The sequence below is a fragment of the Pantoea sp. RG18 genome (assembly GCF_025910075.1).
Taxonomy (GTDB): domain Bacteria; phylum Pseudomonadota; class Gammaproteobacteria; order Enterobacterales; family Enterobacteriaceae; genus Pantoea; species Pantoea agglomerans.
On sequence record NZ_JAPCIL010000009.1, the window covers coordinates 266,052 to 287,578 of the forward strand.

General features: G+C 58.9%; 18 protein-coding genes. 10 read left to right on the forward strand and 8 right to left on the reverse strand.

Annotated features, from left to right (window positions below):
• Positions 1 to 8: 8 nt before the first annotated feature.
• Positions 9 to 2,276 carry a TonB-dependent siderophore receptor gene (locus OK409_RS12275; protein ID WP_223565803.1) on the reverse strand — a complete coding sequence of 756 codons (2,268 nt, stop codon included), beginning with the start codon at positions 2,274 to 2,276 and terminating at the stop codon, positions 9 to 11.
• A gap of 250 nt (positions 2,277 to 2,526) precedes the next feature.
• Here OK409_RS12275 and fes point away from each other — a divergent pair, with 250 nt between their 5' ends.
• The 3 genes from fes to OK409_RS12290 all read left to right on the forward strand — a co-directional run bounded on the left by fes (position 2,527) and on the right by OK409_RS12290 (position 7,975).
• Positions 2,527 to 3,732: an enterochelin esterase gene (gene fes / locus OK409_RS12280; protein WP_264367115.1), complete on the forward strand. Its 1,206-nt coding sequence runs from the start codon at positions 2,527 to 2,529 to the stop codon at positions 3,730 to 3,732.
• A 102-nt stretch (positions 3,733 to 3,834) separates the two neighbouring features.
• Complete coding sequence (locus tag OK409_RS12285) at positions 3,835 to 4,053, forward strand: MbtH family protein (protein ID WP_060681688.1); 219 nt, start codon at positions 3,835 to 3,837, stop codon at positions 4,051 to 4,053.
• Complete coding sequence (locus tag OK409_RS12290; RefSeq protein ID WP_264367116.1) at positions 4,046 to 7,975, forward strand: enterobactin synthase subunit F; 3,930 nt, start codon at positions 4,046 to 4,048, stop codon at positions 7,973 to 7,975. The genes OK409_RS12285 and OK409_RS12290 overlap by 8 nt, the downstream gene beginning before the upstream one ends.
• Positions 7,976 to 8,018: 43 nt before the next feature.
• Here OK409_RS12290 and OK409_RS12295 read toward each other — a convergent pair whose 3' ends face one another.
• The 3 genes from OK409_RS12295 to fepD are packed head-to-tail and all read right to left on the reverse strand — an operon-like array spanning position 8,019 to position 10,773.
• Positions 8,019 to 8,810: an ATP-binding cassette domain-containing protein gene (locus tag OK409_RS12295; protein ID WP_264367117.1), complete on the reverse strand. Its 792-nt coding sequence runs from the start codon at positions 8,808 to 8,810 to the stop codon at positions 8,019 to 8,021.
• Entirely contained in the window at positions 8,807 to 9,787 is a 981-nt protein-coding gene (fepG, locus tag OK409_RS12300) for an iron-enterobactin ABC transporter permease (protein WP_124889628.1), read from the reverse strand. Before fepG ends, OK409_RS12295 begins: the two co-directional genes overlap by 4 nt.
• Positions 9,784 to 10,773, reverse strand: a complete 990-nt coding sequence (gene fepD / locus OK409_RS12305) for a Fe(3+)-siderophore ABC transporter permease (RefSeq protein WP_250488948.1) — start codon at positions 10,771 to 10,773, stop codon at positions 9,784 to 9,786. The genes fepG and fepD overlap by 4 nt, the downstream gene beginning before the upstream one ends.
• A gap of 145 nt (positions 10,774 to 10,918) precedes the next feature.
• On the opposite strand from fepD, the gene entS reads away from it, so the two are divergent.
• Positions 10,919 to 12,163 carry an enterobactin transporter EntS gene (gene entS / locus OK409_RS12310; RefSeq protein WP_192033837.1) on the forward strand — a complete coding sequence of 415 codons (1,245 nt, stop codon included), beginning with the start codon at positions 10,919 to 10,921 and terminating at the stop codon, positions 12,161 to 12,163.
• On the opposite strand, the gene fepB is transcribed toward entS, so the two are convergent.
• Positions 12,158 to 13,126, reverse strand: coding sequence for a Fe2+-enterobactin ABC transporter substrate-binding protein (fepB, locus tag OK409_RS12315; RefSeq protein WP_031592025.1), 969 nt, complete (start codon positions 13,124 to 13,126; stop codon positions 12,158 to 12,160). The genes entS and fepB overlap by 6 nt on opposite strands.
• A 177-nt stretch (positions 13,127 to 13,303) precedes the next feature.
• Between fepB and OK409_RS12320 the strand changes: the two genes are divergently transcribed.
• The 5 genes from OK409_RS12320 to OK409_RS12340 are packed head-to-tail and all read left to right on the forward strand — an operon-like array spanning position 13,304 to position 18,159.
• Positions 13,304 to 14,482 (forward strand): isochorismate synthase, encoded by a 1,179-nt coding sequence (locus OK409_RS12320; protein ID WP_033769492.1) that lies wholly within the window; start codon positions 13,304 to 13,306, stop codon positions 14,480 to 14,482.
• Positions 14,483 to 14,492: 10 nt separating this feature from the next.
• A complete protein-coding gene (locus OK409_RS12325) occupies positions 14,493 to 16,109 on the forward strand; it encodes a (2,3-dihydroxybenzoyl)adenylate synthase (protein ID WP_052271177.1) in 1,617 nt (538 codons plus the stop codon).
• 18 nt (positions 16,110 to 16,127) lie between these two features.
• Positions 16,128 to 16,982 carry an isochorismatase family protein gene (locus OK409_RS12330; protein WP_052271178.1) on the forward strand — a complete coding sequence of 285 codons (855 nt, stop codon included), beginning with the start codon at positions 16,128 to 16,130 and terminating at the stop codon, positions 16,980 to 16,982.
• Positions 16,979 to 17,737, forward strand: a complete 759-nt coding sequence (gene dhbA, locus OK409_RS12335; RefSeq protein WP_033759623.1) for a 2,3-dihydro-2,3-dihydroxybenzoate dehydrogenase — start codon at positions 16,979 to 16,981, stop codon at positions 17,735 to 17,737. Before OK409_RS12330 ends, dhbA begins: the two co-directional genes overlap by 4 nt.
• A gap of 2 nt (positions 17,738 to 17,739) precedes the next feature.
• Entirely contained in the window at positions 17,740 to 18,159 is a 420-nt protein-coding gene (locus OK409_RS12340) for a hotdog fold thioesterase (protein WP_029519501.1), read from the forward strand.
• Between the two features lie 72 nt (positions 18,160 to 18,231).
• Here the strand turns inward: OK409_RS12340 and cgtA are convergent, their stop codons facing one another.
• The 3 genes from cgtA to rplU all read right to left on the reverse strand — a co-directional run bounded on the left by cgtA (position 18,232) and on the right by rplU (position 20,231).
• Positions 18,232 to 19,404, reverse strand: coding sequence for an Obg family GTPase CgtA (cgtA, locus tag OK409_RS12345; RefSeq protein WP_003851092.1), 1,173 nt, complete (start codon positions 19,402 to 19,404; stop codon positions 18,232 to 18,234).
• Between the two features lie 242 nt (positions 19,405 to 19,646).
• Complete coding sequence (gene rpmA / locus OK409_RS12350) at positions 19,647 to 19,904, reverse strand: 50S ribosomal protein L27 (protein ID WP_003851093.1); 258 nt, start codon at positions 19,902 to 19,904, stop codon at positions 19,647 to 19,649.
• 15 nt (positions 19,905 to 19,919) lie between these two features.
• On the reverse strand, positions 19,920 to 20,231 hold the full coding sequence (gene rplU, locus OK409_RS12355) for a 50S ribosomal protein L21 (RefSeq protein WP_008925416.1): 312 nt from the start codon (positions 20,229 to 20,231) through the stop codon (positions 19,920 to 19,922).
• A 257-nt stretch (positions 20,232 to 20,488) separates the two neighbouring features.
• On the opposite strand from rplU, the gene ispB reads away from it, so the two are divergent.
• The gene (ispB, locus tag OK409_RS12360) at positions 20,489 to 21,460 is read left to right on the forward strand and encodes an octaprenyl diphosphate synthase (protein ID WP_031592018.1); all 972 of its coding nucleotides are present in this window, start codon (positions 20,489 to 20,491) and stop codon (positions 21,458 to 21,460) included.
• Positions 21,461 to 21,527 lie beyond the last annotated feature (67 nt).

Here is a 21,527-nt window from a genome sequence, read left to right on the forward strand (position 1 = left end):
CCCGTCCATCAGAAGCGGGTATTCACGCTCATATACCAGGTGCGGCCCGACTCGTTAAAGGTATTGGCCCCTGCGCCATAGAGCCACGCTCCGGTGGTGGCATTGCCGGTGGTCTGCGCGTTGCCCTGCCGGAAATGGCGCTTGTCGAACAGGTTGTCGATACCCACGGTGACGCTGGCATATTTATTAACGTCATAGGTGCCGCTCATGCCCACAACCGAATAGGGGCTCACCTGATCGGTGGCGCTACCGGTAACGGCGTTACCTTTATAGTCATATTTCTTCGGTACCTGTTTACCGTACCAGGTCAGGGTCGTTTGCAGGGAGAGGTCCTGCATCGCCTGCCAGCTCAGCGTCGAATTGAGCGTATATTCCGGAATAATCGACAGACGATCGCCGGTCTCTTTATTCTTACTCTGCAACATGTAAGTGAAGTTATTGTTCCACGTTACGCTGTCGGAGAACGGGACATTAACCGTGCCTTCCAGCCCCTCGACGACTGCTTTGGGCACATTTTCCCATTTGTAGATGTCGGTTTTGCCGTTAGATGCGGTGCCGGTTGGCGCCGTGCCAGCCTCGATCTTGTTACGATAGTCGTTGCGGAACCAGGTCAGGCCCGCCTGGTAACCGTCACGCTTCCATTCGACCCCAATCTCTTTATTGATGCTGTTTTCCGCTTTCAGTTCGTCATTACCCATCAGATAACAGGCACCGGCACTGGCGGCACAGCCCTGACCATTGCTGTAGAGCAGATAGTTCGGGTTGGTCTGATAGAGGCTCGGAGCTTTATAGGCGCGCGCAATGCCCATTTTCAGTGTGAACTCATCGCCTAATCCCTGTGACAGGTTGAGCGACGGGCTCCAGTTATCGCCGACAATCGAATGGTGATCGAAGCGCAGGCCCGGCGTCAGCATGGTGCTGTCGGTCAGCTCAATATTGTCTTCGGCAAACAGCGAGAAGATTTCCGCCTGTGAATAGGGTGTGCGGCCGGTCGTAGCGATACCGGGAATCGACCCGTAGCTGGCGGCCTGAGTCGTCGATGAAGGATCCTTCATCCGCTGCTGATTCCATTCCGTCCCGAAAGTCGCGGTCTGGTTCACCAGCCACTCAAACGGCACACTGATCTCACTGTGCAACAACACATCATCCAGCTGGATGGTATTGAAGTTGCTGTTGGCGAAGATGCCTTCGGTGCCGCCCGCCAGCCCCTCATTCAGACGCGCGTTGCGGGTATTCTCATATTGCGCGTAGGTATTGGTGCTGATGCCATTGTCCCAGGCACCGGTCCACTTAACAGAAAAGTTCTGCCGATAGAGCCGGTTGGTCTCGTCACCATATTTGCTTTTCACCAGGGCGTTGGTATTGGTGTTCTGCGTGTCCCCGGCATAGAGGTTGCCCTGACGACTGTAACCGGCCCCCACTTCCAGCGTCTGCATCGGCGCAAATGCCCAGCGCAGCAGGCCATGAATATCTTTGTTGATCGAGCCTTCCCGGCCCGCCGGGTACGATCCGGCATAACTGCCGGTGCGGTCTGCGGCGTGCCCTTCATTAATGTCGTAAGCATCAGCCTGCGTTTTTGCCAGTCCGCCATAGAGCCGGAAACTGACATCATCGCCCAGTGGCCCTTCAAGGCTGAAGTTGGTGCGACGGGTCGCGCCCTCCTCCTTGTGTTCCGGCACGTTGTAATAGGCGCTCCATGAGCCGTGCCACTGATTATCCATCTCTTTTTTGGTGATGATGTTCACCACGCCGCCCGCTGCACCGTTACCGTAACGAGCCGCTGCCGGACCGCGGATTACCTCAATGCGATCAATGATCTCTGGCGGCACCCAGTTAGTGTCGCCGCGCGTATCACGCTCGCCACGCCAGCCAAGCCGAACCGCGTTGCGGCTGGTCACCGGCAATCCATCGATCAGAATCAGGGTATTTTCCGGCCCCATGCCGCGGATATCGATCTGGCGATTGTTTCCGCGCTGGCCGCTGGTGGAGTTACCGGTCAGATTGACGCCAGGCATGGTGCGAATAATTTCGGCGACATCGCGTGCGGGTGGATGTTTTTTAATTTCGTCGGCGGTGATGGTCGACACGCCAGGTGCCTGCAACGTCTGCTCGGCGGCGGTCACCATCATGGTGTCGTCGTGGAGGGTATCGGAGGGGCTGCTGTCGATAGCCGGTTCGCGGGTGGCTTCAGCAGCCACGGCACCGGCAGAAATGAGAGAGGCGGTGAAACCCAGTTCAATCATAATGGCTAACGAAAGCCGGGATAACTTTTTCATTTTTCTGTTCCTGGAGTGCCGGCGAGGATGCCACTGCCGGCGTGCCGGTAAAAAAGTAATAACCTTGCCTGCAACATTTTCCCCTTGTCGCCGGGCCAGCGTCAGAACCGCTTTGCATCAGTCTGAAAGCCGGTGCGGCAGAGAGGATGCGCGCGCTCCCTGTCGGGCGGAAACACCCTATTGCAAATGCAAATAATTATCAATACTATTATTCATAACATGCATGACCCTAATCAAGGGTGATCGAAAGATGGCGCGTATGACGTGGTTAAATGAAGAAACCGGCAGTGAACGCTGGTGGCAACAGCAGCAGCAACGGGGCATTCCTCTGGTTGAAGCTGGCGAAAAGGGAACCTGTCAGGTCACCTTTTTCTGGCGCGATCCTCAGGGTGACACGCAGCACTCCGATACCCGGCGCGTCTGGATCAATATTACCGGCGTAACCGATCATCATCATTCAGCGGTCCCCTCCTCATTAACGCCTGTTCCCGATACCGATGTCTGGTGGTGGCAAACCGCTCTGCCCGCTGACTGGCGCGGCAGCTACTGCCTGATTCCTGATAGTCAGGAAGAGACTTTTACCGGGCAGGCCGATATGCAGTCAGTGCGCCAGTGGTGGAGTCAGAAATTCCCGCAGGCGCAAAGCGATCCGCTGAATCCTCTGCGAAGCTGGGCGGGTGGACGCGGAATGAGGGTCTCGCCACTGCACCTGCCACACGCGCCGGATCAGCAGGTGTGGCGTGCAGTTGATGAGGGCCGTGCCGCCGATATTCCGCTGCAACACTATTTGTGGCGCAGCGAACGGCTGGGGAACCAGCGTCAGATCTGGATCTCTGTTACCGGAGACGCCAGTGCAGGCGATCGTCCGCTGGTACTGCTGCTGGATGGTCAGTTCTGGGCACAGAACATGCCGGTTGCCGGCCCGCTTCAGCAACTGACAGAGTCAGGCGAACTGCCCCCTGCGGTCTATGTCATGATCGACATCATCGACCGCGAGCACCGCACGCGTGAGCTGACCTGTAACCCTGACTTCTGGCTGGCGATTCAGCACGAGCTGTTGCCGCAGGTTCAGCGCTGGGCGCCGTTTCGTGCCGACAGCACGCTGGTAGCGGGACAGAGTTTTGGCGGCCTTTCTGCCGCTTACGCCACCCTGACCTGGCCGGAAACCTTTGCTGGGGCGATCAGCCTCTCCGGGTCGTTCTGGTGGCCCGCGCGCGGCGATCCCAATGGCTGGCTGCCACAGCAGTTACAACAGGGCTTACTGCAGGCCCCCCCTCGCCGCTTCTACCTGGAAGCGGGACGACGCGAACGGCTGATTCTGGCAGCAAACCAGCAGTTTCAGCACGATCTGACCGCTGCCGGACATCAGGTCAGCTATCACCCGGTCGAAGGTGGTCACGATGCGCTGTGCTGGCGCGGCGGACTGCTGGCAGGCCTTAAAGCCATATGGCAATAGCCCTAACCCGCTTATATTCCGCCTTCTGCGCGCCACTGAAAGATATCGGATATGCAGGACAGCGGCGTTAGCGCGCCCGGTGACTGCGGACAGGAGACCGACATGCAACAACTTAACCCTTTCGACGATCCGCAACAGGATTGTCAGGTGCTGAAGAACGATCAGCAGCAGTACAGCTTATGGCCCGCCTTTTGTGCGATTCCGGCAGGATGGCAGCCGGTGTTTGGTCCCGGGCCACAGGCTGACTGTCTGAGCTGGCTGAATGAAAACTGGCACGATATCCGTCCGGTTATGACGCAGGACAGAGGCGAAAATGTCTGAGATCACCCTCAACCCGCAGACAGAACAAAAAACGCTGCCGCTGGTGGCCGCTCAGCCCGGAATCTGGATCGCTGACCAGCTATCGCCCTATTCCAATGCTTACGCCGTGGCGCATTTTGTCGAACTGCGCGGTGCGCTGAACAGCGCGCTGTTATCACGGGCCATAATTGCTGGCATGCAGGAAGCGGACACACTGAATATGGCCTTTGGCGAGCTGGAGGGTGAACCGCTACAGTGGCCTGAACCCCAGGCTTTCCGCGAGCCTGAGGTGGTCGATCTGCGCGACGCCGCCGATCCGGAGGCCGAAGCACGTGCGCTGATGCAGCAGGATATGACCGGCGATCTGCGGGTGCTGAGCGGCGCGCCGCTCTACCATCACAGCCTGTTTCGGCTGGATGAGGATCACTGGTACTGGTATCAGCGATACCATCATCTGGTGGTCGATGGTTTTAGTTTCACCGCCCTGACCCGCCGTATCGCCAATCTCTACAGCGCCTGGCAGCGCGGCGACACGCCGGAGCCAAGCCCGTTCGTGCCGTTCAGCGACGTCGTTGATGAATATCAGCGCTATCAGCAATCTTCGGGCTGGCAGCGCGATCGCCAGTTCTGGCTGGAGAAAGGGGCGCAGTTACCTGCGCCCGCCTCGTTGTCCGCTCTGCCGCTGGCCGGTCAGAGCGCCAGTACCGACCTGCTGCGCCACACGTTTGCCGTGGATCGCGACACGTTTCAGGCTTTGCTGACGCACACCGGGCAGCAAAACCTCAGCGCCGCAGATACCGCCTTTGCGCTGGTGGCCTTATGGCTGGCGCGCCTCACCGGCCAGCATGCGTTCGCCGCCGGTTTCATCTTTATGCGCCGCATCGGCTCGGCCGCGCTCTGCGCCACCGGTCCGGTGATTAACGTGCTACCAATGGCGGTGCATTACGATCCGGCACAGCCGCTGACGGCACTGGCCGGGCGTCTGGCGGGCGAAGTCAAAAAAATGCGTCGCCATCAGCGCTACGACGCTGAACAGGTGCAGCGCGATCTGGGTCGCTCCGGCGACAGCGATCCGCTCTATGGGCCGGTAATCAACCTGAAGATGTTTGATTACCAGCTCGATTTCGCTGGCATCAAAGGCATAACCCATCAGCTGGCGTCAGGACCGGTACGCGATCTGGAGATTGCTATCTACCTCAGCGAACAGGGCGACCTGACGCTGGAGCTACTGGCTAATGCACAGCGCTACAGCGACACAACGCTAAAGCAACACGCCAGCCGCTTTGGCCTGCTGCTTCAGCAGCTTGCCGTCCGGCCAGCCAGTGCCTGTGGCGAGCTGGATATGCTGATGCCGGAAGAGCATCAGCAGCTCGCGGCGATCAACCAGACTGCCGTAATGCTGCCTGCAGAAACCCTGAGTAGCCTGCTGCTCCGTCAGGCACAGCGTTCGCCGCGCGCTCCGGCACTGGCAGATGAGGGGCATCAGCTTGACTATCAACAGATGCAGCAGCAGGTCGCCGCACTGGGGCAACAGTTGATTGCGCAGGGAGTGACGCCGGGTGATATCGTCGCCGTAGCGCTGCCGCGTTCGGTCTTTTTATCGCTGGCGCTGCAGGCGATCGTCAGCGTGGGGGCAACCTGGCTGCCGCTTGATACCGGCTACCCGGACGATCGGTTACAGATGATGCTGGAAGATGCCGCGCCGAAAACGCTGATCACCTGTCGTGCACTGGCCGAGCGGCTGGCGGCACTCTCACCCGTCGCGCCGCTGTTTTACGACGCGCTGTTAACACCCGTTGATAGCGTGCTGATGCAGGCCCCGCGTCCACAGGATGGCGCATACATCATCTATACCTCCGGCTCGACCGGCCGGCCAAAAGGGGTGCTGGTCAGTCATGAGGCGATCGTCAACCGTCTGTTATGGATGCAGGATCGCTATCCGCTCGGCAGCGATGATGTGGTGTTGCAGAAAACCCCGAGCAGCTTTGATGTTTCGGTATGGGAGTTCTTCTGGCCGCTTATCGTCGGCGCACGGCTGGTGATGGCTCCGCCCGATGCTCATCGCGACCCGGACGCGCTGCAGCAGCTGTTTGCCCGCTACCGCGTGACCACCACCCATTTTGTTCCGTCGATGCTGGCTGCTTTTGTCGCTTCGCTGCAGGAAGGTGACGCGATAGCGCGCTGCGCCACCCTGCGCCGGGTTTTCTGTAGCGGCGAAGCGCTGCCCGCAGAGTTATCGCGCCAGTGGCAGGCGCTGACCCGGGTGCCCTTGCATAATCTTTATGGCCCGACCGAAGCGGCGGTTGATGTCAGCTACTATCCGGCCTTTGGCCCGGAGCTGGCGGCCATCGAAGGGGCCAGCGTGCCGATTGGCTTCCCGGTCTGGAACACCGGCTTACGGATTCTGGATGCGCGTCTGCAGCCGGTGCCACCGGGCGTGGCTGGCGATCTCTATCTGACCGGCGTGCAGCTGGCACATGGCTATCTTGATCGTCCCGACCTTACTGCCAGCCGGTTTGTCGCCGATCCGTGGGGTCACGGCTCCCGGATGTACCGCACTGGTGATGTGGCGCGCTGGCTGCCGGATGGTGCGGTGGAGTATCTGGGCCGCAGCGACGATCAGCTTAAAATTCGCGGACAGCGTATCGAGCTAAACGAGATCGACCACGCCATGGCTGCGCTACCTGGCATTGAGCAGGCCGTCACACATGCGGTGGTGCTGGGGAGCAGCAGCGATCAGCAGGGCGATGCCCGCCAGCTGGTCGGCTATGTGGTGGCTGATGGCTCGATCGATACCGACGCAATGCGTCAGACTCTGGCCACACAGTTACCGGCGCATATGGTGCCGGTGGCGATTGTTCAGCTGGCGGCGTTACCGCTCAGCAGCAACGGTAAACTGGATCGCAAAGCGCTGCCGCTGCCGCAAACGCAGGCAGCGCTGGCTGGTCGCGCGCCGCATCCCGGACTCGAAACGACACTGGCACAGGCGTTTGCCAGGCTGCTGGAGTGCGAACCGGTGAGCGCCCAGGATGATTTCTTCTCGCTGGGCGGCCACTCGCTGCTGGCGATGCGGCTGGCAGCACAGCTGCGCCGGACGCTGAATCAGCCTGTGTCAGTGGGCCAGATCATGGTGGCATCCACGGTAGAAAAGCTGGCGAAACTGCTCAGCAGCGAGCCAGCGGATGTGGCTCGTGCCGGATTTGAAGCGGTATTACCCTTGCGACGCGGCACTGGCCCAACGCTGTTCTGCTTCCATCCCGCCTCCGGTTTTGCCTGGCAGTTCAGCGTGTTGCAGCGCTATCTGGATGCACGCTGGTCGCTACTCGGCATTCAGTCACCCGACACCGCCAGCCCGCTGAACCAGGCGCAGCACCTTGACGCGGTGTGTAAGGCGCATCTGGCGACGGTGCGTCAGCAGCAGCCACAGGGGCCTTACTATTTCCTGGGCTACTCGCTGGGCGGCACGCTGGCCCAGGGTATCGCCGCGCGGCTGGAGGCCGAAGGTGAAACCGTTGCCTTCCTCGGACTGCTGGATACCTGGCCGCCGGAGACGCAGAACTGGGATGAACGGCGCGGTGAAAACGTGCTGGATCCGGCGGTGCTGGAAGAGGTTAATCGTGAGCGCGAGCAGTTTATCGCTGCGCAACGGCAGCAGGCCGGTGAAGGAATGGAGGCACTGTTTACCACCATTGAAGCCAACTACGCCAGTTCGGTGCGCCTGCTGGCAACAGCGCGCAGTGCCCGTTTCACCGGACACGCAACTCTGTTCCTGGCGGAACAGACGCAGCAGCCCGGTCAGGATGCGCGCCGCGCCTGGGCGCCCTATGTCGGCGAGCTGACTATCTGGCCGCTGGACTGTGCGCACGTCGAGATCATCTCACCGCGCATGTTCGAACAGATTGGGCCACGACTGCAGCAGTGCCTGGCGTCGCTGAATCCCTGAACCGTTCTGACTTTGCGCTTTCTTCGGGTGGAGAAAGCGCAGGTCAGCCTCTTCCCAGCGGCACAATCATCGGCGTACCGGCCACCGGATCGTTAATGATGATGCAGCGCAGGCCGTAGATCGCTTCTATCAGTTCCGGCGTGACGATCTCCGCCGGTTTCCCTTCGGCAATGATTTTCCCGTCTCGCATCGCAATCAGGTGGCTGGCATAGCGGCACGCCTGATTGAGATCGTGCAACACCACCACCAGCGTACGGCCATGCTGCTGATTGAGATCCTGCATTAATTCCAGCAACTCAATCTGATGGGCGATGTCGAGCCAGGTGGTCGGTTCATCCAGCAGCAACAGTGGCGTCTGCTGAGCCAGCACCATCGCAATCCACACCCGCTGCCGCTGGCCGCCAGAGAGCGTATCAACCTGCTGCTGCGCCAAACCTGCCACGCCGGTAGCCTGCATTGCCTGCTGAACAGCCGTCTCATCTTCCTGTCGCCAGCGACCAAACAGCGACTGGTGCGGATAACGCCCGCGCGCGACCAGTTCGCTGACGCTGATGCCCGCTGGTGCATTCGAGCTTTGCGGTAGCAGCCCCAGCCGGCGCGCCACCTCTTTGGTAGCGTAGTGAGCAATCGCATTGCCATCCAGCAGCACCTGGCCTTTCAGGGGCGAGACCAGGCGGCATAAGGTACGCAGCAGCGTCGACTTTCCACAGGCATTTGGGCCAATAATAACGGTCAGTTCACCGTCGGGGATCGCGACGGTGAGATTCTCCGCCACGATTTTTTTGTCATACCCCAGCGTCAGCGCGTCGCCCTGCAAACGTGTTTTCACTGTCATTGGCGTCGCGCCTCCCGTACCAGTAGAGCAATCAGATAGAGTCCGCCCAGGCTAACCGTGATGACGCCAACCGGCAGCTGATAAGGCAGGAAAAAGTGCTGCGCGGCGTAATCCGCGGCGGTTAACAGCAGCGCGCCGCACAAGGCAGCCAGCGGCAGCGCGCCTTTGATACCGCCACATAGCCGACGAGCAATCTGCGGTGCCAGCAGTGCAATAAAGGAGACAGGACCGACCAGCGCGGTAGAGGCGGCGGTGAGGATCACGCCCGTCAGCATCAGCAAAACGCGGCTGCGTTCAACCGGTACGCCCAGCGCGCAGGCGGTGTCGTCACCCATCTCCAGCAGACGCATGCGCCGGGCCAGCATGCTTGTCGCCAGCAGCGCCAGCAGCAGCACGATAATCACCGGCGTCGTTTTCGCCCAGGTAATGCCGTTGAGTGAACCGGCGCTCCAGAGCCCGGCGCTCAGTGCCGCCTCCAGTGAGGCGCTGATAATCAGCCAGCTGTTCAGCGCCATCAGCAGCGCCCGCACGCTGATGCCCACAATGATCAGACGAAAGGTCTCCACGCCGTTGCGCCAGCTGAACAGCCAGACCACGCCCGCCGTGAGCAGTCCGCCAAGCAGTGCCGCCAGCGTCATGCCCTCCATGTTTTGCTGGAACAGCACCAGTGCCACCAGGACGCCGCTGTAAGCGCCGGTATTGAAACCCAGAATATCGGGGCTGCCCAGCGGGTTGCGCAGCAGCGACTGAAAAATTGCCCCGCTGACGCCCAGTGCCGCACCAATCAGCAGCGCCATCATGACGCGCGGCAGTCGCCACTCCAGTACAATCAGCTGTATGTTACGCGCCGCCTCGCCGTTGATAAGGGCCCACAACTGGCTGGCGGAGATCGGTAAGGTGCCGCGCGTAATGCTCAGAAAGGTCAGCACCCCGCAGGCCACCAGCAGCATCAGCGCATTAATCATCACCCGTTTCATAGCTGCCCTCTTCCCGACTTGCGGCGCACCAGCACAATCAGCATCGGCGCGCCCAGTATGGCCGTGACAATCGACACGCGCAGTTCGCCCTGTACCAGCAGCCGTCCCAGAATATCGGCGGCCAGCAGCAAACAGGGGGTGATAAGAAGAGTTCCGGGCAGCATCCAGCGATGATCGTTACCCAGCAGCCAGCGGGCCAGATGTGGCGTCATTAAGCCGACAAACGCGATGGGGCCGACAGCGGCTGTCGCCGCCCCACTCAGCAGCGCAATAGCCAGTAATCCCACCAGCTGGGTACGCATCACCCGGGTACCCAGCGCGGTCGCCATATCACCGCCCATACTCAGGCTGTTGAGCGAACGCGCCAGCAGCAGCGCCAGCAGGCTACCGGCGACTACCGCCGGAAAGGTGGTGCGCAGAATGGCAAAATTGCGGATATCCAGCGAGCCACTGTGCCAGAAACGCAGATGATCGTAGATGTCAGGATTGAGCAGCGATAAACCAGAGGTTAACCCCTCCAGCACCGCGCCCAGCGCCACGCCTGCCAGCGTCAGACGCACCGGATTAACGCGGCCACCGCCCAGCGCGCCGGTCAGCGCCACCAGCAGGGAGGCCAGCAGTGCGCCCGTAAAGGCAAAGCCAAGCCAGTCCGCGGGGGAGTCAGCGCCAGACAGGGCGATGCCCAGCACTACCGCAAAGCCTGCACCGGCGTTGATACCGAGAATGCCGGGATCGGCCAGCGGATTGCGCGTCAGGCTCTGCATCAGCGCGCCCGCCAGACCTAAACTGATCCCGGACAGCAGACCCGCCAGGGTGCGCGGCAGTCGGGCATCGCGCACGATGACACAATCGACGCGGTTACAGTCGCTGAATAAGGCCTGCGTGACATCATGAAAGGGGATAGATTTGGCACCCAGCATCAGGCTGAGCACGAGAAGCAACAACAGCAGCATCCCTGAACCTGCTATTGCACGAAGTTGACGCATAACGTTTAAACCTTCACCGATTCATTGAGATCGCAGCACGAGTCATTATGATAATGATACTTGTTATCGTTATTAGTGATTTTTTGTATGTTACCATGACTCCCGGACTCAATGATGAGGAAAATGGGTGCAAAAAAGCGACGTTATGAACAAACCCTCCCACTTTATCGATCTCAGCCTGCTGAGAACCCACCCCGCCTTTCGCGCCATTTTTATCGCCCGCTTTATCTCCATCGTCGCCCTCGGCATGCTGGCGGTGGCGGTACCGGTTCAGATTCAGCAGCTAACGCAGTCGCCGCTGCTGGTGGGGCTGGCGGTGACGCTGGCCGGTGCCGGCATGTTTATCGGCCTGCTGACCGGCGGCGTGCTGGCGGATCGCTATGAGCGCCGACGTCTGATCCTGTTTGCCCGATCCACCTGTGGCCTGGGCTTTGTCGCCTTATGCATCAATGCCCTGCTCCCTTCGCCGTCGGTGATCGCCGTCTTTGTGCTGGGACTGTGGGATGGTTTTTTCGGCGCGATAGGCGTCACCGCGCTGCTGGCGGCGACGCCGGCGCTGGTCGGGCGTGAAAATCTGATGAAAGCAGGTGCGATCACCATGCTGACGGTGCGATTTGGCGCGATTCTTTCTCCCGCCATTGCCGGACTGGTCATCGCGCAGGGCGGTGTGGCGTGGAACTACGGACTGGCGGCGTTCGGCACGTTGCTGACGGTGTTAACCCTGCTGCGGTTGCCGCGGCTGGCGCCACCGCCGCAGCCGCGTGAACATCCGCTGAAAGCACTGGCCAGCGGCGTGCAATTCCTGTTTGCCAGCCCGATTGTTGGCATGGCGGCGCTGGTCGGCGCGCTGGTGACGTTAGCCAGTGCGGTGCGCGTGCTCTATCCGGCGCTGGCGCCACACTGGCAGGTCGGCGTGACGGAGTTAGGGCTGATGTATGCCGCCGTTCCGCTGGGTGCTGCCACAGGTGCCCTCACCAGCGGACGGCTGGCACAGTCACCGCAGCCGGGCCGCCTGATTCTGGCGAGTGCTATTGCTGCTTTCGTCGCGCTGGCTCTGTTCAGCCTGATGCCGTGGTTCAGCGCGAGTCTGGTCTGCCTCGCGGTCTTTGGCTATTTCAGTGCCATCAACAGCCTGGTGCAGTACGCGATGATCCAGACGCTGACGCCTGATGCGCTGCTCGGCAGGATCAACAGCCTCTGGACAGCGCAGAATGTCACCGGCGATGCGATAGGTGCAGCGATGATTGGCGCGATGGGTTCACTGCTGTTGCCGCAGCAGGCGGCCAGCCTGGCTGGTCTGGCAGCCACCGTGCTGGGCATCGTCATGTGGCTGCTGATGGCGCGTCTGCGTCGCTATCAACCGCCTGCACCGGCGGAAACGGGATCATGATTTAACGAACAGCGTCTCCAGCCGCGTCAGCAAATTGCTGGCGCTGTAGTAGTCGAGCCGGAAGCTATCCAGCCCCAGCGCATAGACCGCTTTTGCGCGCACCGCTGGGGTCTGCGCCAGGAAAGGGTTGCTCATCACCTGTGCGGCGGTGGGCTCTTCGGCGGCAAACAGCAGATATGATTGACCATTAAGGCCTGCCGCCAGATTTTCTCCTGACAGTTGCAGGATATCTTTACGCTGTCCCATGCTGTGACCAGCCTGAAGCGTGGCCGGCGGCGTCGCCAGGGTGAAGCCCAGTTGCTGCAGTAATTTCCCCTGCGCCGACGCATCCGTCCACAGATTGACTGCCCGGCCATCCCCGTTCCACACCATCGCTGAAACCGGCTGCGGCGGCAGGGTCAGCTTCGCTTTCAGAGCCTTTTCTCGCGCATCAAACTCAGCTTTCCGGGCGGCAGCTTCCGCTTCATGCCCGGTCGCCTCACCCAGCAACGTCACCAGTTGCTGCCAGCTTTTATCGTCGTAATTCACCACCAGCACCGGCGCAATCGCCGCAAGCTGATCGACCAGTTTGATCGCCGAATCATTCCCGGTGGCGCTGACCACAATCAGGTCTGGCGCTTCAGCAGCAATCGCTTCTGCACTGGGCTCACCAATGTAGAGACGTTTTACGCCGCGCTGTTTGGCCACTTCGCCCCACTGACGGAAGAATCCCTGCTTATCAGCCAGCCGACTGCCGGGTGCGGTTGCGCCACTGGCGACGACCGGCGCATCAATCGCCAGCAGCGAGCCGGTCAGGGTAACGCTGGTCGAAACAATGCGCATCGGTGCCTGGGTCAGCGTGATATTGCCTGTTGCCCCGGCGACAGTTCGCGGCCAGCCGGTCTGGGCAGCAGCGGTAACACTGAACAGGCTGATGCTCAGGAAAAACAGCGCTATCGCCGATGTGACACCATGTTTACTCATAGATTTTCGTCCACTTTTACCCGGAAAAAGAGAGAGACCATTTGTGCTGATTTAACCGGCCATGCCAGCTGAATCGCCGCGTAATTATTGACACTTTCGGCTAATCAACGTAGGTTACTGGCCCACAATACAAATGATAATCATTATTAGTTATCTTATCATTTATAGGTGGAAATTATGGTGGAATCGCTGGCGTTTGAACATCCCTTGTTGCAGGATTTCCCGGCACTCTGCCGTGGCTTTCTGTTTACCTCTCCCTGGCAAAGCCTGACCACACAGGGCTGTTTTACTACCCTTACCGCGCCGGTGAGGCAGGGTGAGCAGCTGACAGGGGAGTTTCAGCAGCAACTACAGCACCATTTTGCTTCAGCCAGAAAACAGGGCATTGCCCATCCCATTCTGGTGGGTGCAATCCCCTTCGACGTGGATCAGCCCGCTGCGCTGTTTATCCCTGAGTCGTATCAGACCTTTAACCGTGACGATCTCAACGCCAGTGCCTCTCTGGCTGAGGCTGAACTGCCGCAGGTGCGTCGCCGCACGGCGGTGCCGGACCATGACATTTTCATTGACATGGTTGCGCAGGCGGTGGCGGCTACGCAGCGCGGCGATCTGGATAAAGTGGTGTTGTCGCGGCTGATGGATATCGTGGCGGAACAACCGGTTGATACGGCCGCCCTGATGCAGCGCATCGTGGCGCAGAACCCTAACAGCTATCACTTTCATCTGCCGCTGCCCGATGGTGGCGCGCTGGTTGGCGCCAGCCCGGAGCTGATGATTCGTAAGCAGGGCCGCCAGTTCAGCTCCTGTCCGCTGGCCGGTTCAGCGCCGCGTCATCGCGATCCGCAGCGTGACCAGGCCTCTGGCGACAGCCTGATGCACTCAGCAAAAGATCGTCATGAGCATAAGCTGGTCACGGATGCGATGCGCGCGACGCTGCAACCGCGCAGCCGCCTGCTGTCGGTCCCCGAGACACCTTCACTGCTGACCACCGCAACACTGTGGCATCTCGCTACGCAGATTCAGGGTGACGTGCTGGACGATCGCGAAAATGCGCTGTCACTGGCCTGTCTGCTGCATCCGACACCGGCCCTCAGCGGCTTCCCGCATCAGCGTGCTCAGGCGCTGATTCAGCGACTGGAGCCATTTGAACGTCAGCTGTTTGGCGGCATCGTCGGCTGGTGTGACGATCAGGGCAATGGCGAATGGGTCGTCACCATTCGCTGCGGTACGGTGAATGGCCCGCGGGTGCGGCTGTTTGCGGGCGCAGGCATCGTAGCGGACTCACAACCTGAATCAGAATGGCGTGAAACCGGCGTCAAACTCGACACCATGCTTCGCGCTTTTGGACTGCAATAAAGGAACCTGTATGACGATTTCCTACAGCCGCTGGCCGGACGATCTGGCCGCACGTTACCGTGAAAAAGGCTACTGGCTCGATCTGCCGATGACCGACATCCTGGAACGTCATCGCGACAGCGAGAGCGTGGCGGTGATTGATGGCGAACGACAATTTACCTATCGCCAGCTGGCGGCGCTGAGTGACAACCTGGCCGCGGCATTGCAGCGTCGCGGCCTGAAGTCAGGCGATACGGCGCTGGTGCAGCTTGGCAACGTGGCGGAATTTTACCTGACGCTGTTTGCCCTGTTCAAAATCGGCGTTGCCCCGGTTAACGCCCTGTTCAGCCATCAGCGCACCGAACTGGCCGCCTATGCCAGTCAGATCTCGCCGAGCCTGTTAATTGCCGATCGCAGCCACGCACTGTTCGCCGATGATGCGTTTATTGCGCAACTTCGCCGCGATCAGCGTTCACTCCAACAGGTGATCCTGCGTAATGACGCTCAGACGGAAAACAGCCTCGACGCCCTGCTGGCTGAACCCGCGGGCAACTTCATCGCAACCCCGACCGCAGGCGATGAAGTCGCCTTTTTCCAGCTGTCGGGTGGCAGTACCGGTACACCGAAACTGATCCCACGTACCCATAATGATTACTACTACAGCATCCGTGAGAGTGACGTTATCTGCGATGTTACCGCCGACACCCGCTACCTGATCGCCCTGCCCGCCGCGCATAACTTCCCGATGAGTTCGCCGGGCGCGCTGGGCGTTTTTTACGCGGGCGGACAGGTGATCTTAGCCGCCGATCCCAGCGCAACGCTCTGCTTCCCGTTGATTGAAAAGCATCAGGTCACCGATACCGGCCTGGTTCCGCCCGCCGCCAGTCTCTGGCTGCAGGCGATTCAGGAATGGGGCAGCAATGCCGCGCTGGCCTCGCTGCAACGCATTCAGGTCGGTGGCGCAAAGCTGGGCGAAACGCTGGCCGCGCGCATCCAGAACGAGATCGGCTGCACACTGCAGCAGGTATTTGGTATGGCGGAAGGTCTGGTGAACTACACCCGACTGGATGACGATGAGCAGACCATTCTCACCACGCAGGGACGCCCGATCTCCCCGGATGACGAGGTGTGGGTCGCCGACGATCAGGGTAATCCATTGCCAGCAGGCTCCATCGGTCGCCTGATGACGCGTGGTCCTTATACCTTCCGCGGCTACTACAACAGCCCGGAACATAACGCCGCCAGCTTCGATGACCAGGGCTTTTACTGCTCTGGCGATCTGATTGAGATCACGCCTGCTGGCAACATCATCGTGCAGGGCCGGGAGAAAGATCAGATCAACCGGGGCGGCGAAAAGATCGCAGCCGAAGAGATCGAAAACCTGCTGCAGCGCCATGCGGATGTGATCCACGCTGCGCTGGTCTCCATGAGCGACGAGCTGATGGGTGAAAAGAGCTGTGCCTTTATCGTTACCCGTCAGCCGGTTAAACCGGTGGCGCTGCGTCGTCACCTGCGTGAACTTGGCGTGGCAGAATTTAAGCTGCCCGACCGTATTACCTGCGTAGATGCCCTGCCGCTGACCGCGGTCGGAAAGGTGGACAAAAAACGTCTGCGCCAACAACTTGCCGATCAACAAGCGCAAGCCTGATCTGTCCGGAGATTTTCAATGGCTATTCCACAACTGACCTCTTATCCGCTGCCAGCCGCCACCGAGTTGCCCAACAACAAAGTGAAATGGATGCTGGAGCCGGACCGTGCCGCCCTGCTGATCCACGATATGCAGCGCTATTTTCTCAACTTCTGGGGCGAAAATAGCCCGCTGGTTGAGCAGGTAGTCGACAATATTGCCCGCCTGCGTCGCTACTGCAAAGCGCAGGGTATTCCGGTGTTTTACACCGCTCAGCCAAACGCGCAGAGCGATGAAGATCGTGCGCTGCTCAACGACATGTGGGGACCGGGCCTGAATAAACATCCCGATCAGCAGAAGATCGTGGATGCGCTGGCACCGGATGAGGACGATCAGGTCCTGACCAAATGGCGCTACAGTGCATTTCACCGCTCGCCGCTGGAGTCGATCCTGCAGGAGATGGGCCGCGATCAGCTAATTATCACCGGCGTCTATGCCCATATTGGCTGCCTGACCACCGCCACCGATGCGTTTATGCGCAATATTCAGCCGTTTATGGTGGCCGATGCGCTGGCTGACTTCAGCCGTGAGGAACATATGATGGCGCTGACCTACACCGCGGGCCGTAGCGGAAAAGTGGTGATGACCGCCGATCTGATGCCTGTGCCACTCAGCAAAGATGATTTGCGCGCGTTGATCCTGCCGCTGCTGGAAGATGATGAGGTGCCGGAAGATGATGAAAACCTGATTGATTACGGTCTGGACTCAGTACGCGTGATGGCGCTGGCGGCACGCTGGCGTCAGGTACATCGTGATATCGATTTCGTCAGCCTGGCGAAAAATCCGAGCATTGATGGCTGGTGGGCGCTGCTGACGCGGGAGCCGGCGAAATGAGCCACACATTCGACTTCAGCGGTAAAATCGTCTGGGTAACCGGTGCCGGCCAGGGCATCGGCTATCATACTGCGTTAGCCTTTCATCAGGCTGGCGCACAGGTTGAGGCCTTTGATCAACGTTTTAAGGGCCATGATTATCCGTTTCCCTGCCACACGATGGATGTAGCCGATCCGGCGCAGGTCAAAACGATCTGCCAGCGCGTATTGGCCGCGCAGCCGCGCATTGATGTGCTGGTCAACGCAGCCGGTATCTTACGGATTGGTGCCACCGATGAGCTGTCGTTTGCCGACTGGCAGGCGTGTCTTAACGTCAATGCGGGCGGCGCGTTTAATCTGTTCCAGCAGACATTGCCACGCTTTCGCGAACAGCGCGCCGGTGCCATCGTCACCGTCGCGTCTAATTCGGCTCACGCCCCGCGTATCGGCATGTCCGCTTATGGTGCTTCAAAAGCGGCGCTGCGCAGTCTCTGTCAGACCGTGGGTCTGGAGATGGCGCCCTATGGCGTGCGCTGCAACATCGTTTCACCCGGTTCCACCGACACCGATATGCAGCGCAGCCTGTGGCACACACCGACGGGTGAGCAGGAGATGATTGCCGGCTTCCCGGATCAGTTCAAGCTGGGTATCCCGCTGGGCAAGATCGCGCAGCCGCAGGAAATTGCGGCCACTGTACTGTTTCTCGCGTCGGATCTTGCCAGCCATGTGACGCTGCAGGATATTGTGGTTGATGGTGGCGCAACCCTGGGAGCCTGATGATGACAGCGATCTGGAAGCGATCCATTGATCTTCCCGCCCTGAATGCGCTGGGTGAGAACTCTCTGGTGGCCCATCTGGGTATCGTTTTTACCCTGATAGGTGATGATTATCTGGAAGCGACGATGCCGGTGGATGCCCGTACGCAACAGCCGTTCGGGCTGCTGCATGGCGGTGCGTCCGTGGTGCTGGCGGAGTCGATGGGCTCAATTGCCGGATATCTGGCGGTTGAGGAAGGCAGCAGCGTGGTTGGCGTAGAAGTGAATGCCAGCCATCATCGTGCGGTTTCTGCCGGTCTGGTGCGGGGCATTTGCCGTCCACTGCATCTGGGTAAACGCAGTCAGAGCTGGCAGATTGAGATTCGGAACGGTCGGGATCAGCTGTGCTGCAGTGCGCGACTGAGTGTAGCGGTGATGAGCTAGCTGCAGAAAGAACAATGCCCCCTTTCAGGCCTGAAAGGGGGCATTGCATATCACGCTGTAGCAGGCGATCGGTTAACGCTGATAGATAATTTCAACGCCTTCGTCGTCTTCATCATCCCAGTCGTCATCCCACTCTTCATCTTCCACTTCAACCGTGTTTTCAATGGTTTCTTTGTGGTAATCGTCCCACATGAACTCCACTTTCTCCGGCTGCTTCTCTTCAAGCTCCGCTTCTTTCGGGTTAGCGTTGATGAAGCTCATCACGTCCCAGCAGAGTTCGTTGACACCGGTACGGCTTGCGGCAGAAATCAGGTAATACTTATCTTCCCAGCCCAGTGCTTCAGCCACCGCTTTAGCCCGTGACTGCGCCTCTTCTTCACTGATCAGATCAATTTTGTTGAAGACCAGCCAGCGTGGCTTGTTGAACAGCTTCTCGCTGTACTTTTCCAGCTCGCCGAGAATGATGCGGGCATTTTCAACCGGATCGCTTTCATCAATGGGGTCGATGTCGATCAGGTGCAGCAACACGCGGCAGCGCTCAAGGTGCTTCAGGAAGCGAATGCCGAGGCCTGCGCCATCGGCTGCGCCTTCAATCAGGCCAGGGATATCGGCCACGACGAAGCTCTGCTCGCTGTCCATACGAACCACGCCCAGGCTCGGCACCAGCGTGGTAAACGGATAGTCCGCCACTTTTGGCTTCGCTGCCGATACGGCACGGATAAAGGTCGATTTACCGGCATTCGGTAAGCCCAGCATCCCGACATCTGCCAGCAGCATCAGCTCCAGCTGCAGATCGCGCTTTTCACCTGGGGTACCCATGGTTTTCTGGCGCGGACTGCGGTTTACAGATGATTTAAAGCGGGTGTTACCCAGGCCATGCCAGCCGCCTTTGCCGACCATCAGTTTCTGGCCGTGACGCGTCATGTCGCCCAGTGTCTCGCCGGTACCCTGATCGATAACCCGGGTGCCGACCGGCACTTTAACTTCGATATCTTTACCGCGTTTGCCAGTACAGTCGCGGCTCTGGCCGTTCTGCCCACGCTCGGCGCGGAAAGATTTTTCGAAACGATAATCGATAAGGGTGTTGAGGTTTTCATCAGCGATCAGATAAACGTCACCGCCGTCACCGCCATCACCCCCATCAGGGCCGCCTCTCGGGATATATTTTTCGCGGCGGAAGCTTACGCAACCATTACCGCCATCACCGGCGACGACCAAAATTGTCGCTTCATCTACAAACTTCATTTTCTATCTCCGTCACACAATCGCCTGCAGCACTCTGCAGACGGGTCCGCCAGGGTCTTCTGCGCTGACCAGCGGCGGATAAATCAGGATTGGCTTTCGCCAGTGCGTACATAAAGTGTACAGCAAACTTTTGTGATGCGTCGCTTTTACCGCAACAGACCGCAGAATGTAAAAAGCCCCGCAGGAGCTGCGGGGCCTTCAATTCGTGCGTTCAGACGTTAAACGTCTGCGTCACGACAACCTTACTCAGCAACGATGCTGATGTATTTACGGTTGTTCGGACCTTTAACTTCGAACTGTACTTTACCGTCTGCGGTAGCAAACAGGGTGTGGTCACGACCACAACCTACATTGGTACCGGCGTGGAATTTGGTGCCACGCTGACGAACGATGATGCTACCTGCCAGAACAGATTCGCCACCGAAACGTTTTACACCCAGACGTTTTGCATTGGAGTCACGACCATTTCGAGTCGAACCACCAGCCTTTTTATGTGCCATTTGTCAGATCTCCTCTTATGCCGTGATACCAGTGATTTTCACATCAGTGAACCACTGGCGATGGCCTGCTTGCTTACGGTAGTGCTTACGACGACGAAACTTAACGATCTTAATTTTCTCGCCACGACCGTGAGCAACAACTTCTGCCTTGATCATTCCGCCTGAAACCAGTGGCGCGCCGATTTTCACGTCTTCGCCATTAGCAATCATCAGAACCTGGTCAAACTCAATCGTTTCACCGGTTGCGATGTCCAGCTTTTCCAGGCGAACGGTCTGACCTTCGCTTACTCGGTGTTGTTTACCACCACTTTGGAAAACCGCGTACATATAAAACTCCGCTTCTGCGCTTGCCTTTTAGTTCATCAGGCGGCGCGCTAAATATTCACAATAGGGCGCGAATTCTACGCAAAACTCCAGAAGAAGACAAGAGCACTTTGCACACTCTTGCAGAAAAAAAACACAGGCTGAATGCAACCGTTTCTCAGGCAGAAAATTCAAGTACAATCAGTAACAGATTACCTGAACGCTGGCTGGGTAAAAGCACTTACCATGGCAGAGATAACGAGTCATAGCTGAAAAGACGAATGAACTTAGAACAGATTAATGAATTAACCGCACAGGATATGGCTGCCGTTAACCAGACCATCCTCGACCAGCTGAATTCAGATGTCTCGCTCATCAACCAGTTGGGCTACTACATCATCAGTGGTGGGGGCAAGCGTATCCGTCCCATGATTGCCGTGCTATCCGCACGTGCCATGGGCTACAAGGGCGATCTTCACGTGACCAATGCGGCGCTGATCGAATTTATCCACACCGCCACGCTGCTGCATGACGATGTGGTGGATGAATCCGATATGCGTCGTGGCAAAGCGACCGCGAACGCGGCGTTTGGCAATGCGGCAAGCGTGCTGGTCGGTGATTTTATTTACACCCGCGCCTTCCAGATGATGACCAGCATGGGTTCGCTGCGTATCCTGGCGCTGATGTCAGAAGCGGTAAACGTGATTGCTGAGGGCGAAGTTCTGCAGCTGATGAACGTCAACGATCCCGACATCACCGAAGAGAGCTACATGCGCGTGATTTACAGCAAGACCGCGCGTCTGTTTGAAGCGGCCTCGCAGGCCTCGGCGATACTGGCTGAAGCCACACCTGAAGAGGAAAAAGCGCTACAGGATTATGGGCGCTATCTGGGCACCGCTTTCCAGTTAATTGACGACTTACTGGATTACAGTGCTGATGGCGAGACGCTGGGCAAAAATACCGGCGATGATCTGAGTGAAGGCAAACCCACGCTGCCACTGCTGCATGCTATGCAGCACGGCTCACCTGAGCAGGCGAAGATGATCCGTGAAGCCATTGAGCAGGGAAATGGCCGCCATCTGCTGGAACCGGTACTGGAAGCGATGAATCAGTGTGGTTCACTCGAATGGACGCGCAGCCGCGCCGAACAGGAAGCGGATAAAGCCATTGACGCCTTGCGTATTCTGCCCGAATCGCCGTGGCGCAGTGCGCTGGAGTCGCTGGCGCACATGTCAGTTCAGCGCGATTTCTGATCCCTCACGGAGCCTGACAGGCTCCGTTTTTACGTCCCTGCTCTCACTTCTTTTTGTTACCTCTTAG